This is a genomic window from Yoonia sp. I 8.24, from assembly GCF_022096995.1.
Classification (GTDB): domain Bacteria; phylum Pseudomonadota; class Alphaproteobacteria; order Rhodobacterales; family Rhodobacteraceae; genus Yoonia.
The window spans coordinates 163,366-187,478 of the sequence record NZ_JACXGQ010000005.1 but is presented as its reverse complement, the minus strand read 5'-3'; the positions used below and the strand labels follow the sequence as shown (position 1 = coordinate 187,478).

Sequence of the window (24,113 nt, the reverse complement as noted above, 5' to 3'; positions counted from 1 at the left end):
ATGCGCGCCCCATTGATTGGCCTTGGATTACAGGAACATCGCGCCACATTCAATCGCGGCTGCGGGGCTGCTTTTCTACCAGCCAGAGACGGGAAAATTCAGCTCTTGTGCGAGGTCGTCCAGATACGTGCGCAGGATGTCAGCGCGTTGCGCGGCAAGATCACGGCCGGACGTCGTTTGCATGGTGTCAGGAAGGCGCAGCAATTTTACCGCAAAGTGGTCTATTGCAAAGGATTGGTCGTCCAGCGCGCGGGTCGTCGCAAACGGGTCGGCCGGATCAAACAACGGACGCCCCAAAGCGCCCGACACGGCAAAGCATCGGGCTAAACCCACTGCGCCTAGCGCCTCGATCCGGTCTGCGTCTTGAATAATTTTTGCTTCAAGCGTCTGTGGGCTGACATTGGCCGAAAAACTATGTGCGACAATCGCATGGCAGGTTGCATCGATTTGCGCGCTGCTCAGTCCCTGATCGCGCAAGAATAGTTTGGCTTTCTCGGCCGAGATCGCAGAGGCATTGGCGCGGTTTGGGTGTGATTTGGGCAAATTAACGAGGTCGTGCAGATAGGCGGCATGCAGCAGTACAACCCGGTCACTAGGCGGTTCTTGGTCTGCAATGATCTGTGCATTTCGCCAAACGCGGTGCAGGTGTCCGATGTCATGGGCTGAATCTTGTGTGGTTGTGCGAAGAAGAAATTGAACGAGCGCATCTTGCATTGGTATCTCCTAAACTTGGCCTGTGCCTGCGGCTTTCAAGGCAAGATGTAACGAAAGATCAACCCTGATACCCGCAGAGTTTCGTGGTCTTTGCATTTTGGTAAAACATGCGTATGTAAGCCGCACCTCGGGGGGCCATATCGGCTGAGATGCGCAAGCGGACCCGTTGAACCTGAACCGGTTAAGACCGGCGGAGGGAAGGTATGGCAATCACGCTATCCCCCATTCCGCCCGTCGCATTTGGAGGATATGATGCAAAAACCAATCTATCTGCCAGTTGTCGCGGGACTTGCCCTTTGTGCTACAAGCACATTGGCTGAGACCCCGGTACTGCAAGTTTTGACATATGACAGCTTTGTTAGCGATTGGGGTCCCGGCCCCGCAATTGAAACCGCATTCGAAGCAGAATGCGCCTGCGACCTTGAATTCGTTGGTAGCTCTGATGGGGCTGCCCTGTTGGCACGCATCCAGCTTGAAGGGCCGCGGACTGAATTTGATGTGGTATTGGGGTTGGATACCAACCTGACCGCTGCCGCGCGTGAGACCGGGTTGTTTGCGCCGCATGGTGTGACAGCAGATCTTGATCTGCCGATCGCATGGGATGATGCAGAATTCTTGCCTTTCGACTGGGGCTATTTCGCCTTTGTTGGGAATGCAGACGCCGAAGCGGCCGTCTCTTTGCGGAACCTCGCTACTGGTGATCTGAAAATCGTTATTCAAGACCCGCGCTCATCTACCCCCGGCCTTGGCTTGTTGATGTGGGTGAAAGAAGCCTATCCGGACGAAGCGGCTGACATCTGGGCTGAACTTTCTGATAACATCGTTACAGTCACGCCCGGTTGGTCCGAAGCCTATGGCATGTTCCTTGATGGCGAGGCTGATGCAGTGCTGTCCTACACGACTTCGCCTGCCTATCACCTGATCGCCGAAGAAGACGCCAGCAAAGTGGCATGGCCCTTTGAAGAAGGCCATTACATGCAGGTCGAAGTTGCGGCCAAGCTTGCTAGCACGGATCAACCGGAGCTGGCCGACCAATTCATGGCATTCATCGTGTCTGAAGGGTTCCAATCGATTATCCCAACCACAAATTGGATGTATCCGGCGGTGACACCACAAGCCGGTCTTCCCGATGGGTTCGAAACCTTGGTGACGCCAGCCGTATCGCTGTTGAAATCACCCGAGGATGCTGCAGCAATCCGGGCGGAAGCTCTTGAAGAATGGCGCAACGCGCTGTCTCAATAAGTCCACGCTGGCCCGGCGTCCTTTCGGGGGCGCTGGTGCTTGCGTTGACGCTTGGGACGCTCGCAGCGGTGGCGCTGCGGGCGGACCTGACGACAGGTCTTGGCGCGGCGGATTGGGCCGCGATCCGGTTTACGGTCGTGCAGGCCTTATTGTCCGCACTGATAAGCGTTGTTCTCGCGATCCCGGTTGCAAGGGCCTTGGCGCGACGCAGATTTTGGGGACGGCAGGCTTTGATAACCCTGCTTGGCGCCCCATTTTTATTGCCGGTGATCGTTGCTGTTGTGGGATTGATCGCCGTCTTTGGGCGCAATGGGATCTTGAATTATATACTGATTTGGGCCGGAATAGAACCTGTTTCGATCTATGGGTTTCACGGTGTCATTCTAGCGCATGTATTCTTTAACCTTCCGCTGGCAGTGCGGTTTATCCTGCAAGGCTGGCTTGCGATCCCATCCGAGCGGTTTCGATTGGCGGCCAGTTTAAACGTGCCGATTGGCAGGGTGTTGGAAGTTCCGATGCTGCGCGCCGTGGTACCAAGCACGTTTTTAGTTATTTTTCTTATTTGTTTGACCAGCTTTGCTGTCGCACTTACCTTGGGCCGCGGCCCAAAAAGTACGACGGTGGAATTGGCAATTTATCAAGCGCTGCGGTTTGATTTCGATCTTGGACGTGCGGCAATGCTGGCGTGCATTCAGTTTGGTCTTTGTGCCGTGGCTGCAGTGATTGCTTGGCGCGTCACTGGAGTTGACGCGATGGGCGCAGGGTTTGATCGCACAGTCACACGCTGGGACATGCGCCGCCCGTTTTGGGACTACCTTGCAATCGCTTTGGCAGCCCTGTTTCTTTTGATTCCGCTTACGATGGTTATGCTACGCGGCCTTCCCGGGTTGTTGGAAATGCCAAGCTCTGTCTGGTTGGCCGCTATGCGGTCTGTTTTGGTGGCTATCGGCTCAGCCACGTTGTGCTGTACGATGTCGATTGCGTTGGGCTTATTGGGTGGGCGTGCTGTTGCGGTGGTTGGCGTGTTGCCTCTTGCTGCCTCTGGGCTTGTTGTCGGGACGGGTGCATTTCTCATCGTCTATCCTTTTGTCAGCCCAAGCGATGTTGCCTTGGTGATTACGATGTTGGTGAACGCGACGCTTGCCCTGCCTTTCGTCTTGCGCGCAATTGGTCCGGCGATTGTTGCGGTGCATGAAGATTTCGGACGGCTTGGGGCCTCCGTTGGGCTGACGCGCTGGGCGTGGCTGCGGATCGTGGTTTTACCACGGATTAGGCGGCCTTTGGGTTTTGGTGCAGGCCTCTCAGCGGCGCTGTCGATGGGTGATCTGGGGGTGATTGCCCTATTTGCAGGCAAGGCCGAAGAAACCCTACCGCTTGCAATGCACCGGCTTATGGGAGCTTACCGGATGGATGCCGCAGCAGGTGCGGCAGTGATTTTATTGGGGATCAGTTTGCTCATTTTTTGGATTTGCGACCATTGGGGACGTAGCGATGTTGATTTGTGAAGATCTTGAACTGCGGTACGACGATTTTTCTTTGCGGGCGGATTTGCGATTTGCGACGGGCGCGATTACCGCATTAATCGGCCCATCAGGCGCGGGAAAATCCACCCTGCTTGCAGCGATTGCCGGGTTTTTGACCCCAGCGTCAGGGCGCGTGTCCTGGGCGAGCGCGGATATAACAGCGCAATCCCCTGCGGGTCGCCCGATTAGCATGCTATTTCAGGACAACAACTTGTTTCCACATTTGACAATCGCGCAGAATGTTGGGCTGGGGTTACGGCCTGGGCTGCGCCTGTCTGCCAGTCAGATGTCGCATGTGAATGTGGTGCTTGAAAGCGTGGGTCTGGCGGGGATGGGAACACGCAAACCGGCTGCGCTTTCGGGCGGTCAACAAAGCCGGGCGGCATTGGCGCGGGTTCTATTGGCGGATCGTCCGCTAGTGTTATTGGATGAACCCTTTGCTGCGCTGGGACCAAGTCTCAAAGCCGAGATGCTTGATCTTGTAAAGCAGCGGTTAACGGATCAGGGGCGCTCTGTAATTATGGTGACCCATGATCCGGATGACGCAAAACGGATTGCGGATGCGGTCGCAGTTGTGGCGGATGGCGTTGTCACGGACCCTGTTCCGACAGCTGCGCTGTTTGATAATCCGCCGCCTGTGTTGGCTGCGTATCTTGGCAAGTAAGGTGGATCAAGATCCACCCTACGCCACAAAAAAGGCCCACCAGTTGGCGGGCCTTTTCTAATTCAGTGACATATTAGATCAGTCTTTATGCTTGTGTGGCGCCCACAGACGTTTGTTTGTGAGGTATAGCAACACAGACAGAAGGATCAGCAAGATCACACCGGACAGGCCAGCCTGCTTGCGTGCCATCATTTTAGGCTCTGCGGTCCACATCAGGAAGGCCGCGACATCTTGTGCTTCGTGGTGGATGTCCGTGGAATGGCCATCGGCGAATTCAACATCGTCACCCCAAAGCGGTTGTGCCATCCCGATCCAGCTGCCCGGCACCATGTTGTGACCGTGGTCATCGATACATGAATCAGGATAGCCACCGGACGCGAATGCCACGTTGTAGTAGCCGTCGAAATCCTCGGGTGCGCAATCAGGTGCTTCTTCATAGCCAGCGATGATCGATGCGATATATTCCGCACCGCCCATACCTTTAACGAATTGGTTGATCCCGGTACCCAAGGGACCGTGGAATCCAGCGCGTGATTTGGCCATCAATGATAGATCAGGTGCGTTTGCGCTTGTAACAGCGGGGAACTTATCCGCAGGTGTTGCGAGCCGGTAATCGTCTACTTCTGGGTCGTAGACCTCGTAGAATTCGGCGTAAGCACGCATTTGATCTTCAGGCAGTGCTGGGCCGCCTTCGTCATGCAATGTGCGAAAGGCAACATATTCAAGGCCGTGACAGCTAGAACAAACTTCAGTGTAGATCTGAAGGCCGCGCTGAAGTTGCATCTGATCGTAGCTGCCGAAAGGACCCTCAAACGAAAAGTCATAATCATGGACATGTGTTTCGCTTTCGGCGATCGCCTGCCCTGTTGTCAGGGCAAGCGCCGTTGCGGCGGTCAGTGTGAGTTTGCGGAACATTTTCATTGGTCCTTTCTCACTCGGCCGAGTTGGCAGAGGCGTCAGCCCCGGCTTTCGGCGCGTAGTGCGCGTTAAAGTCGTCTTCGATTGTTGCGGGCTGTGGTAGCGGTTTTTCGATCACGCCAAGCAGTGGCAGAAGAACAAGGAAGTAACCGAACCAATAGGTTGCAGCGATCAAAGAGATGTATGGGTAGATACCGTCAGTTGGCATCGCACCGACCCACATCAAAACCATGAAGTCGAAGGCCAACAGCGCGAACCACCATTTGAACATCGGACGGTAACGGCCCGAACGAACAGATGATGTGTCCAGCCAAGGTGCCAGCGCCATTACAGCAATCGCACCAAACATGGCCAGAACCCCAAAGAACTTTGCGTCGATGATCCCAAAGCTTACAAAGTTCACCAGTTGCACGATCCAAACATCGGCCGTGAAAGCACGCAGGATGGCGTAGAATGGCAAGAAGTACCATTCTGGAACGATGTGCGACGGTGTCGCCAGCGGGTTCGCTGGGACGTAGTTATCGGGGTGGCCAAGGTAGTTTGGCATGAATCCGACGATCGCCATGAACACAGCCAAAACAATGGCCAATGCGAACAGATCTTTGATCACAAAGTAAGGCCAGAATGGAAGCGTATCTTTCGCTGCGTCTTCTTTGCTTGTCCGGCGGACTTCAACACCTGTTGGGTTGTTGTTGCCGGTTGTGTGGAATGCCCAAACGTGAACGATTGTTAGGCCCAGCAGAACAAATGGCAGCAGATAGTGCAGTGAGAAGAAGCGGTTTAGCGCAGGTTGCCCAACCGCAGATGCACCCAGAAGCCATGTTTGGATTGATTCACCAATGAATGGGATCGCACCGAACAGACCAGTAATAACAGCCGTCCCGTGGAACGACATTTGGCCCCAAGGCAAAACATAGCCCATAAACGCAGTACCCATCATCATCAGGTACATCAGCATGCCGATGATCCAAGTGACTTCGCGAGGCGCTTTGTAAGACCCGTAGTACAGGCCGCGGAACATGTGCAAATAAACTGCAACAAAGAACAATGACGCCCCGTTTGCGTGGAAATAGCGGATCATATGGCCGCCGTTCACGTCGCGCATGATGTGTTCAACCGACGCGAAGGCCAGATCAACGTGCGGCGTGTAGTGCATGACAAGCACGATGCCAGTCGCAATTTGCAGAACCAGCGTGAATGCCAGAACAATGCCCCAGATCCACATCCAGTTGAGGTTCTTTGGTGTTGGCAACATCAGGGTGTCATAGACAAGCCCGACAATCGGTAGGCGCGTGTGCAGCCACTTTTCGATGCCAGTCTTTGGTTCGTAATGGTCGTGGGGAATACCAGACATGGTGCGCGCTCCTTAACCGAGTTGAATTGTTGTTTCGTCTACGAAAGACGCAACAGGGACGAGAAGGTTGCGCGGTGCAGGACCTTTACGGATACGGCCGGCTGTATCGTAGTGCGACCCGTGGCATGGGCAGAACCAGCCGCCAAAGTCACCTTGTTCGCCCAAAGGCACACAGCCAAGGTGCGTGCAAATACCCATCTGAACTAGCCATGTCCCATCTTCGGACAATGCGCGGTTTTCGTCAGAGGCATCTTCTTCACCAAGAAGGTTTTCGTTTTCGGCACCTTGGTCAGGCAATTCCGATACGTCTACGGCGCGGGCAGCAGCGATTTCTTCTTCGGTACGTGACCGGATGAAAACAGGCTTACCTTGCCACAGCACAGTCAATTGTGTGCCCGGCGCAACGGCGCTGATATCGACGCGAATTGACGCAAGCGCCAGAACGTCAGCTGAAGGGTTCATTTGGTTGACCAGTGGCCACACCGCTGCACCTGTTGCAACAACACCGGCTCCGGCGGTTGCATAGTATATAAAGTCGCGGCGTGTGCCCTGATGATCGTCTGCATGTGACACGGCTTGCATCTCCGATTCTTTGGTTGGGCCGATTGCCCACGGGAAAGACGGGCCAAAAAAATTCAGCCCATTCTGGCGCTGTTTATCCATGAAAACATGATCCGTCCAGCGGACAATAGGGCGCAGGCGCCATTGTCGTCTTTATTGTGGCGAAACAACCAAGACTTCGTAAACATGATCCAAAGAATCACGGCACAGATTTTCTCGATTTGAATTGCACTAGGGTACGCCAACTCTCGTCTGAGATGATCGGATTCTCGCCAACGCATCGCTGAATTATATGGTTTTTGTGTCGCCGCAGACACATTTCACTTTGAACATTTAATTCTCTCTTAATGGTGACTTGTTAGTGATGGGTACCCCGCATAGTTCGGTTTTAAGAACTGCCACTCTCTCGTAGGAAAACCCGATGTCACGCGCGCTCACACTTATTGCCTTGATTTTTATGACCCCAGCTGCAGCTGCAGCACAGGTAGAGTTGAGCTTTTATGGCGGCGTACAGTCTGCACCTTCATCAGATGTTTCTGTGCGTGACGACGTGATTGGCGACGATGATTTCTCAATTTCATGGGAGGGGCGGTCATCTTCAGCCCCTATTTATTATGGGATTCGCGCGACTCGTTGGCGAAGCGACACATTTGGATACGGGCTCGATTTTGCGCACAACAAAATTTACCCGGAAGATGGCGAATTGCCAGCAGGCTATGAGGTTCTTGAATTCACGGATGGGCTAAACACACTGACTGTGAATGCCTACCACCGTTGGAATGGCGCATTTGGTGACCTGACACCCTATGTCGGTGGCGGGATTGGCGTTGCGATTCCGCATGTAGAGGTCACGAATGGTACGTCAGAAACATTCGGTTACCAATTGACTGGGCCTGCAGCCACATGGATCGCGGGCGCTACCTACCCCATCAACGACCAATGGTCTGTTTTTGGGGAATATAAAGGCACGTTTTCAGCCAACAAAGCTGATCTTGATAGCGGCGGCACCGTTGAAACTGACGTGTTCACCAATGCGGTGAACATGGGCGTCAGCTTTAACTTTTGATTATTGTGGCGCGGTGGCAATCAAGCTGTCGCGCTGAATAAACTTTGCGTGCCAATCAGATAGGGCCGTGTTGCCATTGCGCCAACCACGCGCGTCATGGCGTAGGTCGACATAGGATAGTGCGCAGCCAATCGCGATCTGCCCGATGTTCAAAGGGCCGTTCAAATGGCTCATCCACATTTTGTTGACAGCACTAATGCCGCGGGCTGCCTTCGCCCATTGGGCTTCGATCCAATCCGGTGAACGTTCATTTTCGGGTCGCAAGCGGATTTCATAGGTCATGGCAAGCGCAGCTTCCATAATAGCATCTGCAGTCGCCTCAAGCGTCAGTAATTCCCAGATTTGCGCATCGGGATAAAGCGACCCGTCCGCGTAATCGTTCAAATAGCGCGTAATTACACGGCTATCATAGATGGCGGGCCCATCATCGCGGACCAAGGCGGGAATTTTACCGATGGGATTGGCGGCAACAATCGTCGAATTAGACGCCAAGGCGCTGGTGCTAATTGGAACCTCTGGAATACTGTCTGTCAGCCCTAGTTCACGGATGACAACGCGGGCTTTGCGTACAAACGGAGACGCGGGCGACATCAATAATTTCATTGTATTTCCCTCGGTTTAGGTCTGGGGGAACAAAACCCGATCCTGCCCGTCTTGCCAAGGGGGATATTTGGTGATGATGGTCGAAAACCGATCCGAAGTCAGAAATTCATCCAGCCACCGTGTGAGGGGCCCTAACCCCTGCGCGTCAAACCACGCACGATCAGTATTTGCGAATTGCCGCACAAAAGGAAGGATCGCCATATCCGCGAGCCGTATCTGATCACCCATCAAGTAAGCATTTTCCGCCAATCGGGTGTTTAAGTCGCGTAAAAACCCCATCGCTTTTTCGCGCTGTTCCGCTTCGTCCAAATCTGGATAGCGTACCGCGTATTTCGTGTGGTCCAGCGCCTGTTTGAATGGGCCTTCGCAGGTCGTGATAAGATCCATGCCCTCTGACGGCATATCTAGCCAATTTTCGGGGTCATTTTGCGTGAGTGCCCAAATCATAATGTCGCGGCTTTCGTCAATCACGCGGTCTGGCAGTTGTAAAACGGGCACCGTGCCCTTGGCCGAAGCCTCTAAGAATGGGGTGGGCTTATCGCGTAATACAATTTCGCGCAGCACAACCTGTTGCTTGCTTGATTGAATGGCCAGCCGCGCGCGCATTGCATAGGGGCAGCGCCGGAATGACCAGAAAGTTGGGAGCGTGCGCATTATCCGACCTGCAACTGTGTGCCATCGACGCCGGTAATTTGGGCAGTGACGATCTGGCTTTCGGGCTGATCGTTGGCAAAGCTAACTTCGGCAAACTGTCCAGTCCGCCCCATGCGTGGATTTTCCATCAAGATATGATGGGTCGCGCCAATTTGCGCCTGTAAATGCGCGGTGACCTTGGCGGCGCCCGCGCTGCGTAGCTGTGCTGCACGGTTTTTGATCGTGTTCCCGTTCACCTGCGTCGGAATTTTTGCTGCTGGGGTGCCTTCGCGCTTGGAATAAGGGAAAACATGCAGCCAAGTTAGGTCGCAATCGTCCACTAGCTTGATTGAATTGGCAAAATGGGCGTCCGTTTCAGTTGGAAATCCGGCAATAATATCGGCACCAAAGGTCATATCTGGGCGCAATTTGCGAGCATCCTCGCAGAATTTGATCGCGTCATCACGCAGATGGCGGCGCTTCATCCGTTTGAGGATCATATCATCGCCATGTTGCAGAGACAGATGCAAATGCGGCATCAACCGTGGTTCGGTTGCAATTGCCTGCATCAGATTTTCATCAACTTCGATACTATCGATCGAACTGATCCGCAGCCGTGGCAAATCTGGCACCAGCTTTAGAATGCGCATCACCAGATCGCCTAGCTTTGGCGCCGCTGGCAAATCCGCACCCCAGCTGGTCAGGTCAACGCCTGTCAGCACGACCTCGTTATAGCCGCGATCAACCAGTCGCTTGATTTGGTCGACGACAACGCCCGCAGGTACGGACCGTGAATTGCCGCGGCCATAGGGAATGATGCAGAATGTACAGCGGTGATCGCAGCCATTTTGAACCTGCACATAGGCGCGGCTCCGGGTGCCGAAACCGTCGATCAGATGGCCAGCAGTCTCTGTGACCGACATGATGTCATCTACTTGTACGGGTTCGGTCTGTCCGATCAAATCGGGTGCCATATTGGCCCAAGTCGCCGGGTTCATCTTTTCGGTATTGCCGATTACGACATCGACTTCGGCCATGTTTGCAAACGTGTCGGGCTCAGTCTGCGCGGCACAACCGGTCACGATCAGTTTCGCGTCCGGGTTGTCGCGGCGCAGTTTGCGAATATCTTGGCGGGCTTTGCGCACGGCCTCAGCCGTCACCGCGCAGGTGTTGACGATCACAGCGTTCTCGACGCCCGCCGATGTGGCAAGTTCCTTCATCGCCTCGGATTCGTAAGCGTTCAGCCGGCATCCGTGGTTGGAAAACTTGGGCGCATTGCCAACCATCACAGCCGCCATTGCCCATCAAAGACATGCGCAGTTGGGCCTGTCATCCAAACCCCATCATCGCGCCAGTCGATGTGCAGCGTGCCGCCGTCCAAATCGATCTGCACCTTGCGCCCGGTAATCCCGCGCCGCGCCGCTGCGACAGCAGTTGCACATGAGGACGAGCCTGAGGCCAGCGTCACGCCAACCCCGCGTTCCCAAACACGCATCCGCAGATGATCGGGGCCGATCAGGCTCGCGAATTGTACGTTCGTACGTTCCGGATACAGCGGATCGTATTCGACCTCGGCACCACGGGCCGCGAGATCGATGGCCTCAGCGTCATCGACAAAGAAGGTACAATGCGGATTGCCCATGCCTGTTGCAACAGGGGTGCCATCAATAGGTAAAGAAAGCGTATCAACCTCATACGCGAGCGGGACCTCATCCCAGCGCAATTGCGGATGCCCCATATTCACCGAGGTTAGCCCATCGACAGCGTCGCGCGCATAAAGCGTGCCGCGGTCTGTGGTGATTGTCAGCGCATCGCGCCCTGTCTCATCCATTAGGAATCGGGCGATACAGCGGGTTGCATTCCCGCAGGCCGCCGACAGTGACCCATCACTGTTCCAAAACGTCAGATGCACGTCGGCATTGGGGGTATCGGACAAGACAGCAAGCTGGTCGAAGCCGACGCCGCGATGCCGATCCGCAATCGCAATTGCCAAGGTTGCGTCAACGCGCGGGGTGATTCCCCGTTCGTCCACAACAACAAAGTCGTTTCCTAGCCCATGCATTTTCACGAAGGGCAAATATGATTGGTTTTGCATGTTCATTTGGGCCATATAAGCCAAGTGTTTGGACTATTCCAGATAAGATGACATTTGGGGGTTGACCCCAACGCGCCACCTTCCTAATACGCCCCCCAGTGGGCCGTTAGCTCAGTTGGTAGAGCAACTGACTTTTAATCAGTAGGTCGATGGTTCGAACCCATCACGGCTCACCACTTTTTTCAATAACTTAGCAGTTTTGTTGCGTTTGGTTTAATCAGGCGGGTAAGCGCTAGGTAAGCATTGCGACTAGAAGTCCTTTGCTTTTTGCCTTGATCTGATTCAGCCTGTCCTTAGTTTGGGAGGACAGCATGGGCCATATTCGGCTCGGCACGTTGCAAGGGTCGAAAAAATGGCGTGAAGTCATTGCCTTGCTTGATTCGGGTGCCGACATCCAAAGCATTGCGCAAGCGGCGTTTCGGGCATCCGAAGCGGATCTGAAGATTGCTTCAGATGATCCATTCTTCCGTAAGCGTTGCATCCAACCCCCACTTTAGGGTCTTCCTGCGTCGACAACCAAGGCCTATATTGGCGACACGCCAATACGGTAGCGTCAATTGAGGTACTTCGGGCCCAGAACTGCCATCCAGCGTGCCGTCTGGATGCTGCAGCTACAGCCCGCTTTCCCGACTTTCGCTGCAGGCGCAAAATCGAGCTTGCGGCGAACTCACACTTCGCGCAAGCACGCTTCTTGCGGGCGACCGAGCACGTGGCGCCGCGCCAGGAACATGCCAGACCCATCAGGGCATGATCAATGCAGCAGAGCATTACGCTGAGGTCATAAACGCCGCTTGATCAACAGCAACGTTTCTGCTCACACCTTAGGAGTTTTTCGTCATCGTTTCGATGTCCGGTTCTTACGCCGACGCACTGCGGACCATTCAACACCATAGTCATCAAAAGCCTCTGACTGGCGGTCGAAAGTGATCGTCGCTTTAAACGAACATCTTTGGATCAACTCCATTTTTGTCACTCCATCTGAAGATTCAGGATTCATGAAATGGACGGCCAGAGCGCTTACGTGACTTTCATATTCTGCGGTCGGTACGGAAACAATCCAGACAACAGACCTGAGATGAAAGTAGCACTGGATCGATAGTTTTTGGGTTTGTGTTTCCTTAATCGAAATAACTTCAAAGTCTTCTATCCCCTCAAAGACCTCCACCGACGCATCTGTGATAAGATTGAGGCAATCCTGAGGAACGTCTGACGTTGCAAGAAATGGAAGGACTTCCGGTAGCGACAAATTCTCAAGTGTCCGCTCCGCCCCCTCTTCAACGGCGTCTTCCATATCGCCGTCGTAGCGCTCGACAAACGCCTCGATTTGCATAGTTGTAAACTTCTGCTCAGCAGGTGGCATCTCGTCAACATGAGAAGGTATGGCTGTTGATCTGGTGTAGAGATCCTGCTCCGCGTCGGAAAAGCTGATAACGACATCGCCCCACGGTTTGTCTTCGACCTTGCCGGCTACTTTTGCTTGACCAAGTCTGTGCGCTCGCAAGATGTTAATTTGATGGAACCGGTCAAACATTGGGGGCGGACAATTGACCTCAAGACGCAACGCTTCCCAGATGAGAGTTATGAAAGATGGCCCCCCATTATCGAGCGAAGATGAGACAATTCCAACAAGCTCTCCTTCGTCGTTGACCACTGGGCCACCGCTCATACCGCTAAGGGCTTCCATTTCAACTTCGATACATGGCGACGGCATCCATTCACCCCGGCCATGGGGAAAGGCTCCGGATACCAGTCCGGATGACACGAACGGCGTGACCGAGGGGACACCGTCTTCAATATGTTGGTGTCTGAAACCAAAGGCCCAAAGACGGTCCCCGATGAGCGGTAAGACCACTTTCATGGGCGCAATCATTAACGGTTTGTCAGATAATGCGTCCGAGTTTAACGTGCAGCTCAGTAGGGACATGTCTGACGTCAACTTCCGCTTGTCATCATGTGCGCTCGGACCGGAAATCGTACAAACATCATAAGGCAGCCAAATCCGCGTGCCGTTTGGCAGAAAAGTCATAAACACCGGCGAATGGCCACTACCCTTAAAATCTTCTAGCACATGCGTCGCTGTCAGAATCAATCCGGGTGCGACCAAAACACCACTGCCGATGATGGTCATGCCATCAGGACCGTCTTTCGCGATCGCAACGACGGAATCGCCAGCCTCGTGCATTGATTGGAGCGGGCCGAGCCCGTCTTCAGCGGTGTACTGCGCCGTTACCCAAGACAACTTGAGATCGGCGAGCGCCAGGTTGGTTTCTGTAATTTTTGCAGAATATGTTTGACCGTCATTTACGGATTTTGTCATCTGTCAACCAATGCGGACTCCGTGGGTGAACCAGGTTATCTTTCATTCTAAAAAGCGACCGTACTTGGAAGCGCGTGTATAGTAACTGGATGTCTCGGTTTGTCACCGTTGCGCTGCACAGAGGTCGCTGCTTTCATTCTATTTTCGTGAGCTCAGTTGAACTGGTCAATTTAAGCGCTCACTTTGAAGCCACTCAACTGGCACAAGCTTTTGATCGTCGCGCCATTCTTCAATGAGCATAACGTTTTCAATATCACCCCAGACTTTTTCGTCCGCATGATCAAGCAGAATGACTTGAAGATTACCTCTCGCCTTCTGAGTCTCGAGACTGACGGCGGTGAACACTTTGCGAACCGCCACGATGTCTTCATTGTGCCAGTCGGCGTCTGAGACCTCATCATCGCGCGGGCTCTGTGGGAAATAGACTTGACTTGGCTGATCATAAATCAAGAAATTAGGAACCGGATGGGCCGGTGTTTGTAGGAAAAACCGCTGGAATGCCAGCGTCATGGAGACGTGATAGGCAAGCCAATTCGCACCACTGCCAATTTCCCAAAGATAGTCATCTCGCGTTCCTTGCACGACCTTAATTGTAAGATCTGCGAGCATAAAGTTGATTGCTGCATCAGGCCATTCCGCGTCTAGTGTTGGTAGGATCTGACCAGCAATGGTTTCGATCGAAGCGAGGGCATTGTTGATGCGAACTTGGATCTGGTGTTCGGAAATACGTCCTCGAATTTCACTGATTTGATTTTTCAGTTCTTCAATCTCTACGGTGAGCTCGGCGTCTTCTCCAGTGCGTTCATAGAGTGAAATTGCCTGCTCCAACCGACCAAGATACCGCTCAATTTGGTCTGCCCGATAGATCTCAGCGCGCGCTTCTTCTGATCGGCGCTCCAGCTCTCGGATTTGTGTTCGTATGCCGTTGAGTCGGCTGATGCTTTCTTCTGCCACGGAGCGAAGACGCAATTGTTCCTTGTCGAGCTTGTCCGAGATTGTTGCCTGTGACTGAACCTCTAGTTCCAATCCTTCAAGCGCTGAACAGAGTTGGTCCAAGTGATCGGAACCATCCGGTGAAATGGCAGACAAAGCGTCGGCAGATTCCGTCGACAAGTCCCGGATCCAGCCGGACACAGCAAGGCGATCCCGCTGAATAAACATCGCATCGCCGTATGTTTTGCTGCTTTCGATGAGACGACGGATTTCCAGCAGGCGCTGCCGTTGTGTGGTCAGGAAAGTTGCCTCTGCAGCTTCTGCGTTTTGGAGTTCTGTAAGTTCTTTAAGTGCTCCATTGATGGCTTGAACTGATGTTCTGGCCTGCCTCGAGTTGGAGCCAGCAATTTGTGTGAGCAGGTCGAGAATATCCGGCCATAGGGCTGGGCTATCCCGTTCCAATTCAATCAACCCAAGTTCGCGTGCCTGCTGAATCCAGCTAGTCGCTTCAGCCATCCATGTCTGGACCGAACTGGCAGCTGCTTTCATCGCAGCTTCCTTCTGCTTGAGACTTTTCTGCAGGCGATCAAGTTCCCAGCGATCTGCCAAGGTTTGCTGCGTGACCGCATTCAGAATGTATGGAAAGATCGATTTGAGTTTTTCGCGATGTTCTGTGGTGTCAGCCTTAAAGAAGAGCACGTCCGGGTTGGCAACGATGTTTTGTGGCTGAAAGGTGAATGCCATCAAATCCCGAAATCCTGTACGATTTGAACTGTATCCCTCCGAGTGAGGGTTCATGCCGAGCGATGATAATCCCGACAGTCGGTTGAGGACAGTTTTCGCTTGGTCAACGGTGGCGTTCTTAGCCTCGATCCTTTCGGGTATTTCAAGATCATCGCCTTCAAGGAAAAACATATCGCCGGTTTGTTTTTGATCGCCTGGTTCACGCCGCGCGAAAAGTTTTTCGCCCTCAACACTGCTTATCAGAACCCCGAACCACTCGCATTCTTCGCGGATGACACCGACAGGGATGGCGCATTTATTGGCGCACAGACAGTAGTCAATGATCGGAATGACCGCAGACTTGCCCGTCTTAGACGCCCCACTGATGACATTGACCTGGCCTTCTTCAAAGTCGATCTCTCGCTTTTCGAAGTTCTTGCGTGGCCAGAGTATGATTTTTTTGATCTGGAATTGCATTAGAGTTCGACCTTTAGGGCAGTAAATACGTTGACGGCATCGATGGCTTCAAACCATGCACCTAGTTTTACAGCACCTTTGGCATGGGGCTTGACGCGCTCGGGTGGCTTGGGCGCTTTGTGTTCGAGGGCGCGCATGACGCCGGTGTTGTAATTCATGTCAAACAGACCCGCTCTGATGCCAAAAGAAATGGAGCTGAGGGTTAAGGCGCGCAACTTGAGCGCGCGTTCGTGAATTGCCAAAAGCTCTTCGCGTTTGCTTCCGAGCTTCTCGCAAAACTTGCCCAGCCCAGACCTTTCTTGTGTGCTGTTGACAGCATCGAGTGTCGGCCGATGTAAGCAAATCGGCAGTACGAGGAAAAATAGCAAAAAGTGGCTCGGTGCTGAGGAGGTGGTCGTTTGGTAGCGACGGCCATATTCCCAAAGCAGCCATGCGCCCAAGGCTGGGTTCTGCACTTTGTCAATTTCCGTAAGAGCGGCAGTATTTGCTGTTTCTGCCGTCATTCTTCCGGCTCCTGCTGCATGAGTGCGACGTAGTCAGGGTGCCAACCGATTTCGTTACGATTTGCCAAATCGTTCAAGGAACCTGTCATGAAATGAATAGGGACAACTCTCCCCTCCAATGGGATTGGTGTGGCTTGGCAACACTTGTAATAAACAAGAAGGCCTCGTTTCGGTGGCTCCATTGTCCCATGTGTAAGATCGACTTCTCCTCGAACGTGCCCATGGCGTTGTTTTAGCGTGTCCCGGTACTCTTCAACGCTGTCTTCAAATATGAGGCCGTCGGCTGCCCATTTTGTACGATCTGCCGAAGAGCGAAGATAATCACTGGCTGCACGTGTGGTCGTCTCAATATCGGCCTCAATCAGTTTGAGTTGCTGAACGAAGGGCGGTGCGCGCGACAGTGTATTTTGGACAACGGCGTCATCGGGTTGGTCGGCCAAGGAATGCAGTACATTGGTAGCGTCGTATTTGTTAACGAATGCCCTGAAGGTCGTACGAAATTGTTGAGCGAAAATGAGCGGAGCAGAACCGTTCTTTACCGCCTTTTCGATACGATCCATTGAATCCCCAATACCGTAGCTGCATGCTTTTTCGAGGGTTTCTTTGGAAACAGTGGCATCCAGATGCTCATAAATGGGCGAGAGCGGGTCTTGGTCCTCTGTGATGAGTTTGAAGTTTTGGATGATTTGGACAACGAGCTTTTGGTCAGCCGCAAAAACCGCATCAAGGTGTTCTGCACTTTTGCTAGAGGAGGAGACCTTTTTGCGGCGCTTGGCGATTTCCTCCAACAGCGCTTTGATCTCATCTTCGCTCTTAAGATCACTCAGTTGCTGCGCAAACGTTCCGGTTTTGGCGGGGGTGACGTAGAGTTGAAAGCGGGTTTTGGTTGGATCAAAAACACCATCGTTGGCGTTATCGATCCAAAGATGAAAAGTCTTCCAAAGGTCTTCTGCCCAATCTGAAATAGGGTTGGATTTCAATGCGCTCTTGCATTGTTCGACCAAAGTAAAGCCATCAGAATTGTGAACAGATACATCATCCGCATATTCCAGGCCAACTTCTGCATCTGTCGGGCAAGACAGGAGATGATAAAAAAAGCCGGACGGGTTGCAGAGCGTACCCTAGATATTGCCCCGCTGCGCTACCCTTAACTTTCACCGTTTTTACCAAGTCTTGAAACTACCCTGACTGTATCTCATCCAAAATCACGCAATATCTAATTATACTAGGCCAATGTACGTAATAGTTGACAGCTTTTTCTGCTTTTAGGCCCAAAAAGAACTCAAGTATTTTTTGAATTCGGGCCAACCACGAATATGACTGCTAAACTAGATGAAGTTTATACAGCGATCCGCTCTCCAAGCTTAGGACGGGAAACTTCCTTTGCACAGCCAATGCCTACTTCCCGCCAGCTAAGCTAAGCTGATCTGATCTACCCAGGGAGCAAATATAACATCTGCTTACTGAGATATGTTGTGTTTAAGTCGCAGCTGCAGTGAACTTCCGGTTTCCGCCGCTTTTAGCCAAATTTCTATTTTTCAAACCGCCCCTTCGGGCAATGCCATGGCAAGAGCTCACGGTACCGTGCAACAGGAAAACCCTGTTCGATTTTCTCAAATAGCCAACTGAAATATGCCCATGGCTCCACTCCGTTCAGCTTGCAGGTTCCAACAAGACTGGCGAAAAAAGCCCAGGCCCTGCCTCCGCCTTCTGAACCGGCAAAGAGCGCGTTTTTTCTCAATAATGCGATAGATCGAATGGTGTTCTCGACCATGTTGTTGTCAATTTCCAGACGGCCGTCATCAAGGAACAGCGTTAGGCCTTTGCGGTGACGCATGAAATACGCGATGGCTTTATACAGTCTGCTGCCTCGATCCATACTAGGCACAATCTCTTCCAGATATCTTGTAAGATCATCAAATAGTGGTCGAAGCTCTTGCTGGCGCAATTCTCGTCGAACCTGTGGTGGAAGCCCGTAGGTTTCCTTGTCTCGCCGATATATTTCGACATATTTATTTATGATGATTTGCGCGGTATCGGATGGAGCAGCCTTTTGGGCCTCTACAAAGTAGCGACGGGCGTGTGCGTTGCAAAACGCACGCGCAATCGGTCCACCATCTCGATCCGATGCTTCTAAGAGACCGTAGCCCTGGAAACCATCAACCATTACCGTACCAGCGTTTGAGGCCGCTACACCTATGTTGTCTCAACTGCTCAAAGCGGAGATGGCAGAACGTGGGCACATTCGCAAGAGCCTTGTTGTGGGATTGCCGGATGTTGCTCTTGATCTGATCGAAATCGCGGCCTTCGTCTATGCCATTGATTCCAGCGTTAGCCGTGGTGGCCTGATGGATCAACAGATGGGTGCGAAGTGGCATCGTCGCTTTCACGTATCGCTCCCTGTATGGCGAATGCCATTTGAGACTCTTGCGAAATCTTGCGGTGGGCATGCGTATTGCGCGCAGAAGTACGAATATCTGAGTGTGGAATTGCAGCGACCAGCCGACACACCAGAGCAAACAAAGGCGCTTTAAGTGATGATTGAGCTCGTTGAACAGATATCAGTTATTGAATAACACGAACGTGCCATGTCAAATTATCCGACGTGTTCCCTGACGACCAACTTTGGACTTTAAGCGTTTGGATCAAGCTGCTCCTGAAACAGATTTCGATCTTCATGCGTAATTAGTCAAATTGCACAACGGCGAGTTTGCTCCGCGTTGACCACTTAGTTTGATGCACATTCTCTTGCGTGAATGCCTAAAACAACCAGTCCTGGCCATAGCATATATGCTTCGATCTCAATGTTCTCGCCAAATGACAACAACGTCAGCGTCATCATGATTCCAAGCGGCAACCGGCCGCGCGGTCCTTTTGCGGCATCGATCAATGCGATGCATGTTTGCCAGACGAACGGCAGGAGCAGGGCCAGCATCCCAACCAGCCCTTTGACAAATAGCAACCCCCACCATGTGTGGTGGCTGCCGATGGGCATATATTCGACAGCGTGTGATCCCGGCTGCACCCTGCCATGCCCAAACCAAAATGCGTCGTTATACCAACGTTCGCCGGCGATCCTTTGCAAGGCTTCTCTGACGCGCGTGCTGTCGGCGCGCGCGCCCTTGAAGGCTGCAATAGCGTCCATCGCGGCAGCAGCCAGTGCTGTTCCAATGACCGCAAGCGATGCGGTCAAACCAGCGACAACCTGCCACATCCAGCCTTTCAGGATCAATGGCAACATCCGTGGACCAATTGTGCAGGCGACCAAGCCGACCAAACCCATGCGTGACTTTGAGGCGAAGATCATCAATGTCCCGGCGGCTATTCCAAAGCTGCGCCATTTGATCTCCTTTTCTTCTAACGCGAACAAGATCATGACGACCCCGAGCAGCGCCGCGAAGGGCGACCAAGGCGCATAGAATTGCCAGCGTGGCGTCCAGCTCGATGGGTCAAATGTAAAGAAGTAGACGCTGAAATACTCTGGGCCGGGGCCGCCAATCGCCTTGAGCGGGGATGTAAATACTCTTTCCGGCAAGCCAATGTACGGCGCAGCAAGCAACACAGGTGCAATGAGCAAGGTGAACAAACCAATCACGCATTGCCCGCGGATCAGCACCTCACGTCGGATTGGTAAGACCGCACCCGCAAGTGGGAACAGCGCCAGCAATGCCCACCCCTTGGCCCACCCAATGGAGGACTTGATCGTCTGTTTCAGCCCCATCCCCCAGTCAAGGTGCCCAACCCAAAGTGAGACAAGCATGACCGCCATACCGCCAACCCACCCCCAAACAACCGGTGGAATTGCCCCTGTTGCCCGCAGATCGATCCGGATGGCCGGGCCCAAGTAAAGCGACAGGATTGCAATAACGCCCAATACCCACGCAAGGATCGGACCCACAACATAAAGCGCACCAATTGCATAAAACGCCCAAGTGAGGGTAAGCGTCTTATAAATGAGCCGCTCAACTGGGTTCAGATCGATCACGCGCCACCATTTGGCTTGCTAAGAAGGCGGTTTATAATCGCAAGACGCATCCACCCCAGCGCCAACCCCATCAACATCATGAAGGTCGCAGCAACGCCTGCGGCCAAGGCCAAATTACGATTTGGCGATGACGGTGCATCGGGCAGAGAAGGATTTTCCAGCGTTTGGACAAGAGGGTAAGATGCGTAGACGTCCGATTTGGTGGTCTGGGTGCGTGCGATAGCCGAGGCGAAGACCGCCTCAGCCACAGAAAAATCGCGTTGCAAATCCTGTAACTTGGCTGCCGCAGGTGCGATGCTGGCAAGGCGATCGACTTCGGCGGCCAATTGCGTGCGCAGCGTTGCCAGTTGATCGGCCGCACCAGCATAGCTCGCGTTCATGTCGACAAGTTGAGACAAAAGCGCTGCTCTTGCTCCATCGGGAGCAAGGTCGAGGTTGGAAATTTGTGTGATGTCAAGGCCGGTTAAAACCGCTGCATGAACAGCCGCCGCTTCTTGTGCCTGATGTTGGGAGCGGCGCGCATCGGTGACTGTTGGGTGCTGTGCGCCATAGTGCGCTGTTGCCTCAGCGAATGTGGCCGCCTGTACCGCAGCTTCTGCGATCAGGTTGGTATATTCCTCATTTGCAAAAAGCTTCAGCGTCGTGGCGGCAATACCTGCTTGAATACCCAAATTTTGTTCCAACATTCTGACCGATGCCCGCTTTTCGCTGACGACGGCTTCTTGGGCACGCACCTGCGCTTCAAGCACGGTTTGCTGCGCCAAAAGCGCCTCGTATTGATCGACAGAGATAAGCCCGGTGTCAGACTGCAAGTTTGCGATGTCAGTACGGGTGGCTGCGACGGATTGCCGGTAATCTTGGATAACGCCAAGACTGCTATCTTCGCGTGTCTGTTGTTCATCAGCGCGCAATGCGTCCAGTTCAGCAAAGAACGCGACCAGTATGGCTTCGCCACGCTCTTGCGCCTCAATCGGGCTGCCTCCGGTCAATTCAACGTGGATTAGGCTTGTTTGATCGACCAAGCTGACGCGTGGTTTGCCAAGCTCGGCTTGGCTGATTTCCAATGCATCAGCAGCGGCCACCAGGATACGATTCGCGCTGAGCAACCGTTTGTACGTCTCGGTGGGACTGACCGCATTGCTAGCAAATGCGGAGTTGGCATAGGAGGACGCCTGTCCGATCCCATTCAGATTCATCGATGCCGATGCGCCTGAACCGGGCAAGATCAATGAACTGCTGGATTTATAAGAAAGCGGAGCAGTCTTCAGGTAGCCCGTGATAGGGCCCCAAATGGCCACTCCGCCAAGGAGCGCAAACGCAACATAGCGGGGCAGTCGCCCAAGATCGCTAAGTCTGCCGCCCACAATCACACGCCGTAGCCGACTGGGATGTTTACCAGTGGCCGGAGCCGTGAGTGGTGGTATGGTTTGTGCAGTCATGGGCTTGCTCCTTGTCCCATGACGTTATCTTATTGGCTGCTAACTATCTTGGGCGCAAAAGCCGCAAACACAGTCACCTTTGGCCGATGACCTATCCGAAAGGGTAGATCAGAAAAGCCCTGCTTCGCGCGCAACAAGTGCTGCTTGGGTCCGGTTTGATACCTCGACTTTTCGGAACAACGTCTTCATGTGAAGCTTGACTGTGGGCTCGGTAATATCCAAATCGCGCGCGATTTCCTTGTTTGATTTTCCTTCCGTTAACCCTTTGAGGACCTCCAATTCTCTGATCGTCAATTTTTCGGCCAAGGGGTTTACCGGCGCATCGTCAACGGCAGTCATAAAATCAATGGGGGCATATTGTTCGCCCATGGCCATAAATCTGACTGCATTGATCATCGATTTTGCTGGCAAGGTCTTGGGTACAAATCCTGCCGCACCTGCCTCTAGAGCTTGCTCTGCAATATCGCGGGTCGCCTCGCCGGATATCAGCGCAACGCGCTGATCACCTTCCAAAGCCAAAGTTCGGGTCAACCCGTCCAATCCGTTCATGCCGGGCATGTTATAGTCAAGCAAGACGAGATCATATGTATCGTCATCAGCGATCCGAGCATGCGCTGCGTCAAGATCGCCAACGGCCTCTACCTCTATTCCGTCTTCGCTTTCCAAGAACAAAACTAAGGTATCACGCAATAGATCATGATCATCTGCAATTAATACTCTCAAACGATGTCCTTTCGACGGCACACTACCCAAACGCGAACACTATGTACGCGATCGGCCCTGAACTTCACCCACTATTATGGCGATATTATGTATGCAAAAGGATAGAATCCGTATCATTTGCGTTAAAACCTGATCCAACGGCCCCATCCTGATCTCTTCTGACCCAAAGAACTGTCCTGTCGCTTCGTTGAGCCGTTTGCACTTGTCCCTCAACCTTAGGGCAATCGCAAATGAACTTCGGGATCGTCTCAATGAAACACACTGACTTCGACTTTATCGCTGCCGCCCCAATCACAACACGCAATGGTACCAAAACAAGTTATTTGCCAGCGCTTGATCTGACATTGGTTGATGCGGACCAGACGACAGCTATTGATGCGTTGCTTGCACCGGGCCGTCGGCGGGCGTTTTTTATAAATGCCCATTGCTGCAACGTCATGGCAAAGGACCGGGCTTATGCAGCCGCAGTCCGCCGGGCAGAGGTTTTGTTACCTGACGGGATCGGGGTAGAGCTGGCAGGTAAGATGACCGGTCATACATTGACCGCTAACCTCAACGGCACCGATCTTGTACCTGCCTTAATGCAGCGCGCTGCAGATATGGGAAAGTCCGTTTACCTGTTTGGCGGAACACCCGGCACTGCAGCGGTCGCCGCTGAAAAACTGCGTGCGGCCATTCCGCACCTCATGGTCGCAGGGACGCGTGATGGATTTAAGGGGGCCGTTAATCCAACCGAGGTCATCGCAGATATCAACGCAAGCGGCGCTGATATTGTTATTGTAGCCATGGGCGTTCCGGTGCAAGAGATGTGGATTGATCGCCATGCGGACAAACTTCATGCCCCATTGTGTCTGGGTGTCGGTGCCGCACTAGATTTCCTTGCAGGCAACGTAAAGCGGGCACCAGGTCCAGTTCAAAAAGCAAAGATCGAATGGGTTTGGCGCCTAGCGATGGAACCCAAGCGGATGGCCAAGCGGTATCTTTACGGGAATATCGCCTTCCTTGCCCGGGCTGCGAAAGACGCCTTTAAACGTACACCAAACCGTTTGATCGCAAGCCGAATCATGGACGTGAGCATCGCCAGCTTTGCGCTTATCGCTCTTGCCCCTATTTTTGCAGCGACCGCCCTTGCCATCAAGTTAGATAGCAAGGGCCCGGCGCTATTTCGTCAATCGCGTGTCGGAAAAAAAGGAAAATCCTTCTCGATGCTGAAATTCAGGTCAATGCGCCAAGATGCAGAGACTTTGCGGGCAGAGGTCGAAGAAAACTCTGACCGTGAGGGGATTTGTTTTAAGGCACGCAGCGATCCGCGCATCACGCGTGTTGGGCGATTCATTCGTCGGGCATCGATCGACGAACTACCCCAGATCATCAACGTCCTGCGTGGAGAGATGTCGATTGTCGGCCCGCGACCCGCATTGCCAAGCGAAGTCGCAAAATACCCAAGCCGGGCCTTTGGTCGGCTGGCGGTCAAGCCAGGCATCACAGGCGTCTGGCAAGTCTCAGGTCGGGCTGATGTCGAGTTTAACAAAATGATTGAGATGGACCTTGCCTATGCCGCGCACCGCACAATTGCGCTCGATTTCATCCTCATACTCATGACGTTTCGCGCCGTCATCTCGGGCCGCGGCGCCTACTGA

General features: G+C 53.2%; 23 protein-coding genes, 1 tRNA gene and 1 riboswitch. Of the genes, 8 read left to right on the top strand and 16 right to left on the bottom strand.

Annotated elements, in window-relative coordinates:
- Nucleotides 1-75: 75 nt before the first annotated feature.
- Nucleotides 76-714, bottom strand: a complete 639-nt coding sequence (locus Yoon_RS11695) for an HD domain-containing protein (protein WP_238112414.1) — start codon at nucleotides 712-714, stop codon at nucleotides 76-78.
- Between the two features lie 118 nt (nucleotides 715-832).
- A riboswitch (TPP riboswitch) is annotated at nucleotides 833-930 on the top strand.
- Between the two features lie 36 nt (nucleotides 931-966).
- On the opposite strand from Yoon_RS11695, the gene thiB reads away from it, so the two are divergent.
- Genes thiB through Yoon_RS11680 form a run of 3 tightly spaced genes read left to right on the top strand, consistent with a single transcriptional unit; the run spans nucleotide 967 to nucleotide 4,143 of the window.
- Nucleotides 967-1,956: a thiamine ABC transporter substrate binding subunit gene (gene thiB / locus Yoon_RS11690; protein WP_238112651.1), complete on the top strand. Its 990-nt coding sequence runs from the start codon at nucleotides 967-969 to the stop codon at nucleotides 1,954-1,956.
- Entirely contained in the window at nucleotides 1,932-3,461 is a 1,530-nt protein-coding gene (locus Yoon_RS11685; protein ID WP_238112413.1) for a thiamine/thiamine pyrophosphate ABC transporter permease ThiP, read from the top strand. Before thiB ends, Yoon_RS11685 begins: the two co-directional genes overlap by 25 nt.
- Complete coding sequence (locus Yoon_RS11680; RefSeq protein ID WP_238112412.1) at nucleotides 3,448-4,143, top strand: ATP-binding cassette domain-containing protein; 696 nt, start codon at nucleotides 3,448-3,450, stop codon at nucleotides 4,141-4,143. The genes Yoon_RS11685 and Yoon_RS11680 overlap by 14 nt, the downstream gene beginning before the upstream one ends.
- A gap of 78 nt (nucleotides 4,144-4,221) precedes the next feature.
- Here Yoon_RS11680 and Yoon_RS11675 read toward each other — a convergent pair whose 3' ends face one another.
- Genes Yoon_RS11675 through petA form a run of 3 tightly spaced genes read right to left on the bottom strand, consistent with a single transcriptional unit; the run spans nucleotide 4,222 to nucleotide 6,988 of the window.
- Complete coding sequence (locus Yoon_RS11675; RefSeq protein WP_304957298.1) at nucleotides 4,222-5,064, bottom strand: cytochrome c1; 843 nt, start codon at nucleotides 5,062-5,064, stop codon at nucleotides 4,222-4,224.
- A 10-nt stretch (nucleotides 5,065-5,074) separates the two neighbouring features.
- Nucleotides 5,075-6,415 (bottom strand): cytochrome b, encoded by a 1,341-nt coding sequence (gene petB / locus Yoon_RS11670; RefSeq protein WP_238112408.1) that lies wholly within the window; start codon nucleotides 6,413-6,415, stop codon nucleotides 5,075-5,077.
- Between the two features lie 12 nt (nucleotides 6,416-6,427).
- Nucleotides 6,428-6,988: a ubiquinol-cytochrome c reductase iron-sulfur subunit gene (gene petA, locus Yoon_RS11665; RefSeq protein WP_238112650.1), complete on the bottom strand. Its 561-nt coding sequence runs from the start codon at nucleotides 6,986-6,988 to the stop codon at nucleotides 6,428-6,430.
- Nucleotides 6,989-7,397: 409 nt separating this feature from the next.
- Here petA and Yoon_RS11660 point away from each other — a divergent pair, with 409 nt between their 5' ends.
- Nucleotides 7,398-8,042 (top strand): outer membrane beta-barrel protein, encoded by a 645-nt coding sequence (locus Yoon_RS11660; protein WP_238112406.1) that lies wholly within the window; start codon nucleotides 7,398-7,400, stop codon nucleotides 8,040-8,042.
- Here the strand turns inward: Yoon_RS11660 and Yoon_RS11655 are convergent, their stop codons facing one another.
- The 4 genes from Yoon_RS11655 to dapF are packed head-to-tail and all read right to left on the bottom strand — an operon-like array spanning nucleotide 8,043 to nucleotide 11,379.
- On the bottom strand, nucleotides 8,043-8,645 hold the full coding sequence (locus Yoon_RS11655) for a glutathione S-transferase (protein ID WP_238112405.1): 603 nt from the start codon (nucleotides 8,643-8,645) through the stop codon (nucleotides 8,043-8,045). It lies immediately after the preceding gene.
- Between the two features lie 15 nt (nucleotides 8,646-8,660).
- Entirely contained in the window at nucleotides 8,661-9,299 is a 639-nt protein-coding gene (locus tag Yoon_RS11650; protein ID WP_238112403.1) for a glutathione S-transferase, read from the bottom strand.
- Nucleotides 9,299-10,576 (bottom strand): tRNA (N(6)-L-threonylcarbamoyladenosine(37)-C(2))-methylthiotransferase MtaB, encoded by a 1,278-nt coding sequence (gene mtaB, locus Yoon_RS11645; protein ID WP_238112402.1) that lies wholly within the window; start codon nucleotides 10,574-10,576, stop codon nucleotides 9,299-9,301. The genes Yoon_RS11650 and mtaB overlap by 1 nt, the downstream gene beginning before the upstream one ends.
- Entirely contained in the window at nucleotides 10,564-11,379 is an 816-nt protein-coding gene (dapF, locus tag Yoon_RS11640) for a diaminopimelate epimerase (RefSeq protein WP_370642160.1), read from the bottom strand. Before dapF ends, mtaB begins: the two co-directional genes overlap by 13 nt.
- A gap of 94 nt (nucleotides 11,380-11,473) precedes the next feature.
- Here dapF and Yoon_RS11635 point away from each other — a divergent pair.
- Both Yoon_RS11635 and Yoon_RS11630 read left to right on the top strand, forming a co-directional pair.
- Nucleotides 11,474-11,549 (top strand) — tRNA-Lys (locus Yoon_RS11635).
- A 135-nt stretch (nucleotides 11,550-11,684) separates the two neighbouring features.
- A complete protein-coding gene (locus Yoon_RS11630; RefSeq protein WP_238112400.1) occupies nucleotides 11,685-11,870 on the top strand; it encodes a hypothetical protein in 186 nt (61 codons plus the stop codon).
- Between the two features lie 338 nt (nucleotides 11,871-12,208).
- Here the strand turns inward: Yoon_RS11630 and Yoon_RS11625 are convergent, their stop codons facing one another.
- From Yoon_RS11625 to Yoon_RS11605, 5 genes are all read right to left on the bottom strand, one after another.
- Nucleotides 12,209-13,690: a serine protease gene (locus Yoon_RS11625; protein ID WP_238112399.1), complete on the bottom strand. Its 1,482-nt coding sequence runs from the start codon at nucleotides 13,688-13,690 to the stop codon at nucleotides 12,209-12,211.
- 165 nt (nucleotides 13,691-13,855) lie between these two features.
- On the bottom strand, nucleotides 13,856-15,823 hold the full coding sequence (locus Yoon_RS11620; RefSeq protein ID WP_238112398.1) for a DUF3732 domain-containing protein: 1,968 nt from the start codon (nucleotides 15,821-15,823) through the stop codon (nucleotides 13,856-13,858).
- Nucleotides 15,823-16,326 carry a three component ABC system middle component gene (locus Yoon_RS11615; protein WP_238112397.1) on the bottom strand — a complete coding sequence of 168 codons (504 nt, stop codon included), beginning with the start codon at nucleotides 16,324-16,326 and terminating at the stop codon, nucleotides 15,823-15,825. The genes Yoon_RS11620 and Yoon_RS11615 overlap by 1 nt, the downstream gene beginning before the upstream one ends.
- Nucleotides 16,323-17,306 (bottom strand): ABC-three component system protein, encoded by a 984-nt coding sequence (locus Yoon_RS11610; protein WP_238112395.1) that lies wholly within the window; start codon nucleotides 17,304-17,306, stop codon nucleotides 16,323-16,325. Before Yoon_RS11610 ends, Yoon_RS11615 begins: the two co-directional genes overlap by 4 nt.
- A 551-nt stretch (nucleotides 17,307-17,857) precedes the next feature.
- Nucleotides 17,858-18,493 (bottom strand): transposase, encoded by a 636-nt coding sequence (locus Yoon_RS11605; RefSeq protein WP_238112394.1) that lies wholly within the window; start codon nucleotides 18,491-18,493, stop codon nucleotides 17,858-17,860.
- A gap of 31 nt (nucleotides 18,494-18,524) precedes the next feature.
- Here Yoon_RS11605 and Yoon_RS11600 point away from each other — a divergent pair, with 31 nt between their 5' ends.
- Nucleotides 18,525-18,860: a hypothetical protein gene (locus Yoon_RS11600; RefSeq protein WP_238112393.1), complete on the top strand. Its 336-nt coding sequence runs from the start codon at nucleotides 18,525-18,527 to the stop codon at nucleotides 18,858-18,860.
- Between the two features lie 194 nt (nucleotides 18,861-19,054).
- Here Yoon_RS11600 and Yoon_RS11595 read toward each other — a convergent pair whose 3' ends face one another.
- The 3 genes from Yoon_RS11595 to Yoon_RS11585 all read right to left on the bottom strand — a co-directional run bounded on the left by Yoon_RS11595 (nucleotide 19,055) and on the right by Yoon_RS11585 (nucleotide 22,473).
- A complete protein-coding gene (locus Yoon_RS11595; RefSeq protein ID WP_238112392.1) occupies nucleotides 19,055-20,311 on the bottom strand; it encodes an O-antigen ligase domain-containing protein in 1,257 nt (418 codons plus the stop codon).
- On the bottom strand, nucleotides 20,308-21,750 hold the full coding sequence (locus Yoon_RS11590) for a hypothetical protein (RefSeq protein WP_238112391.1): 1,443 nt from the start codon (nucleotides 21,748-21,750) through the stop codon (nucleotides 20,308-20,310). The genes Yoon_RS11595 and Yoon_RS11590 overlap by 4 nt, the downstream gene beginning before the upstream one ends.
- A 108-nt stretch (nucleotides 21,751-21,858) precedes the next feature.
- Complete coding sequence (locus Yoon_RS11585) at nucleotides 21,859-22,473, bottom strand: response regulator transcription factor (RefSeq protein WP_238112390.1); 615 nt, start codon at nucleotides 22,471-22,473, stop codon at nucleotides 21,859-21,861.
- A gap of 251 nt (nucleotides 22,474-22,724) precedes the next feature.
- On the opposite strand from Yoon_RS11585, the gene Yoon_RS11580 reads away from it, so the two are divergent.
- Nucleotides 22,725-24,113: a WecB/TagA/CpsF family glycosyltransferase gene (locus Yoon_RS11580; RefSeq protein WP_238112389.1), complete on the top strand. Its 1,389-nt coding sequence runs from the start codon at nucleotides 22,725-22,727 to the stop codon at nucleotides 24,111-24,113.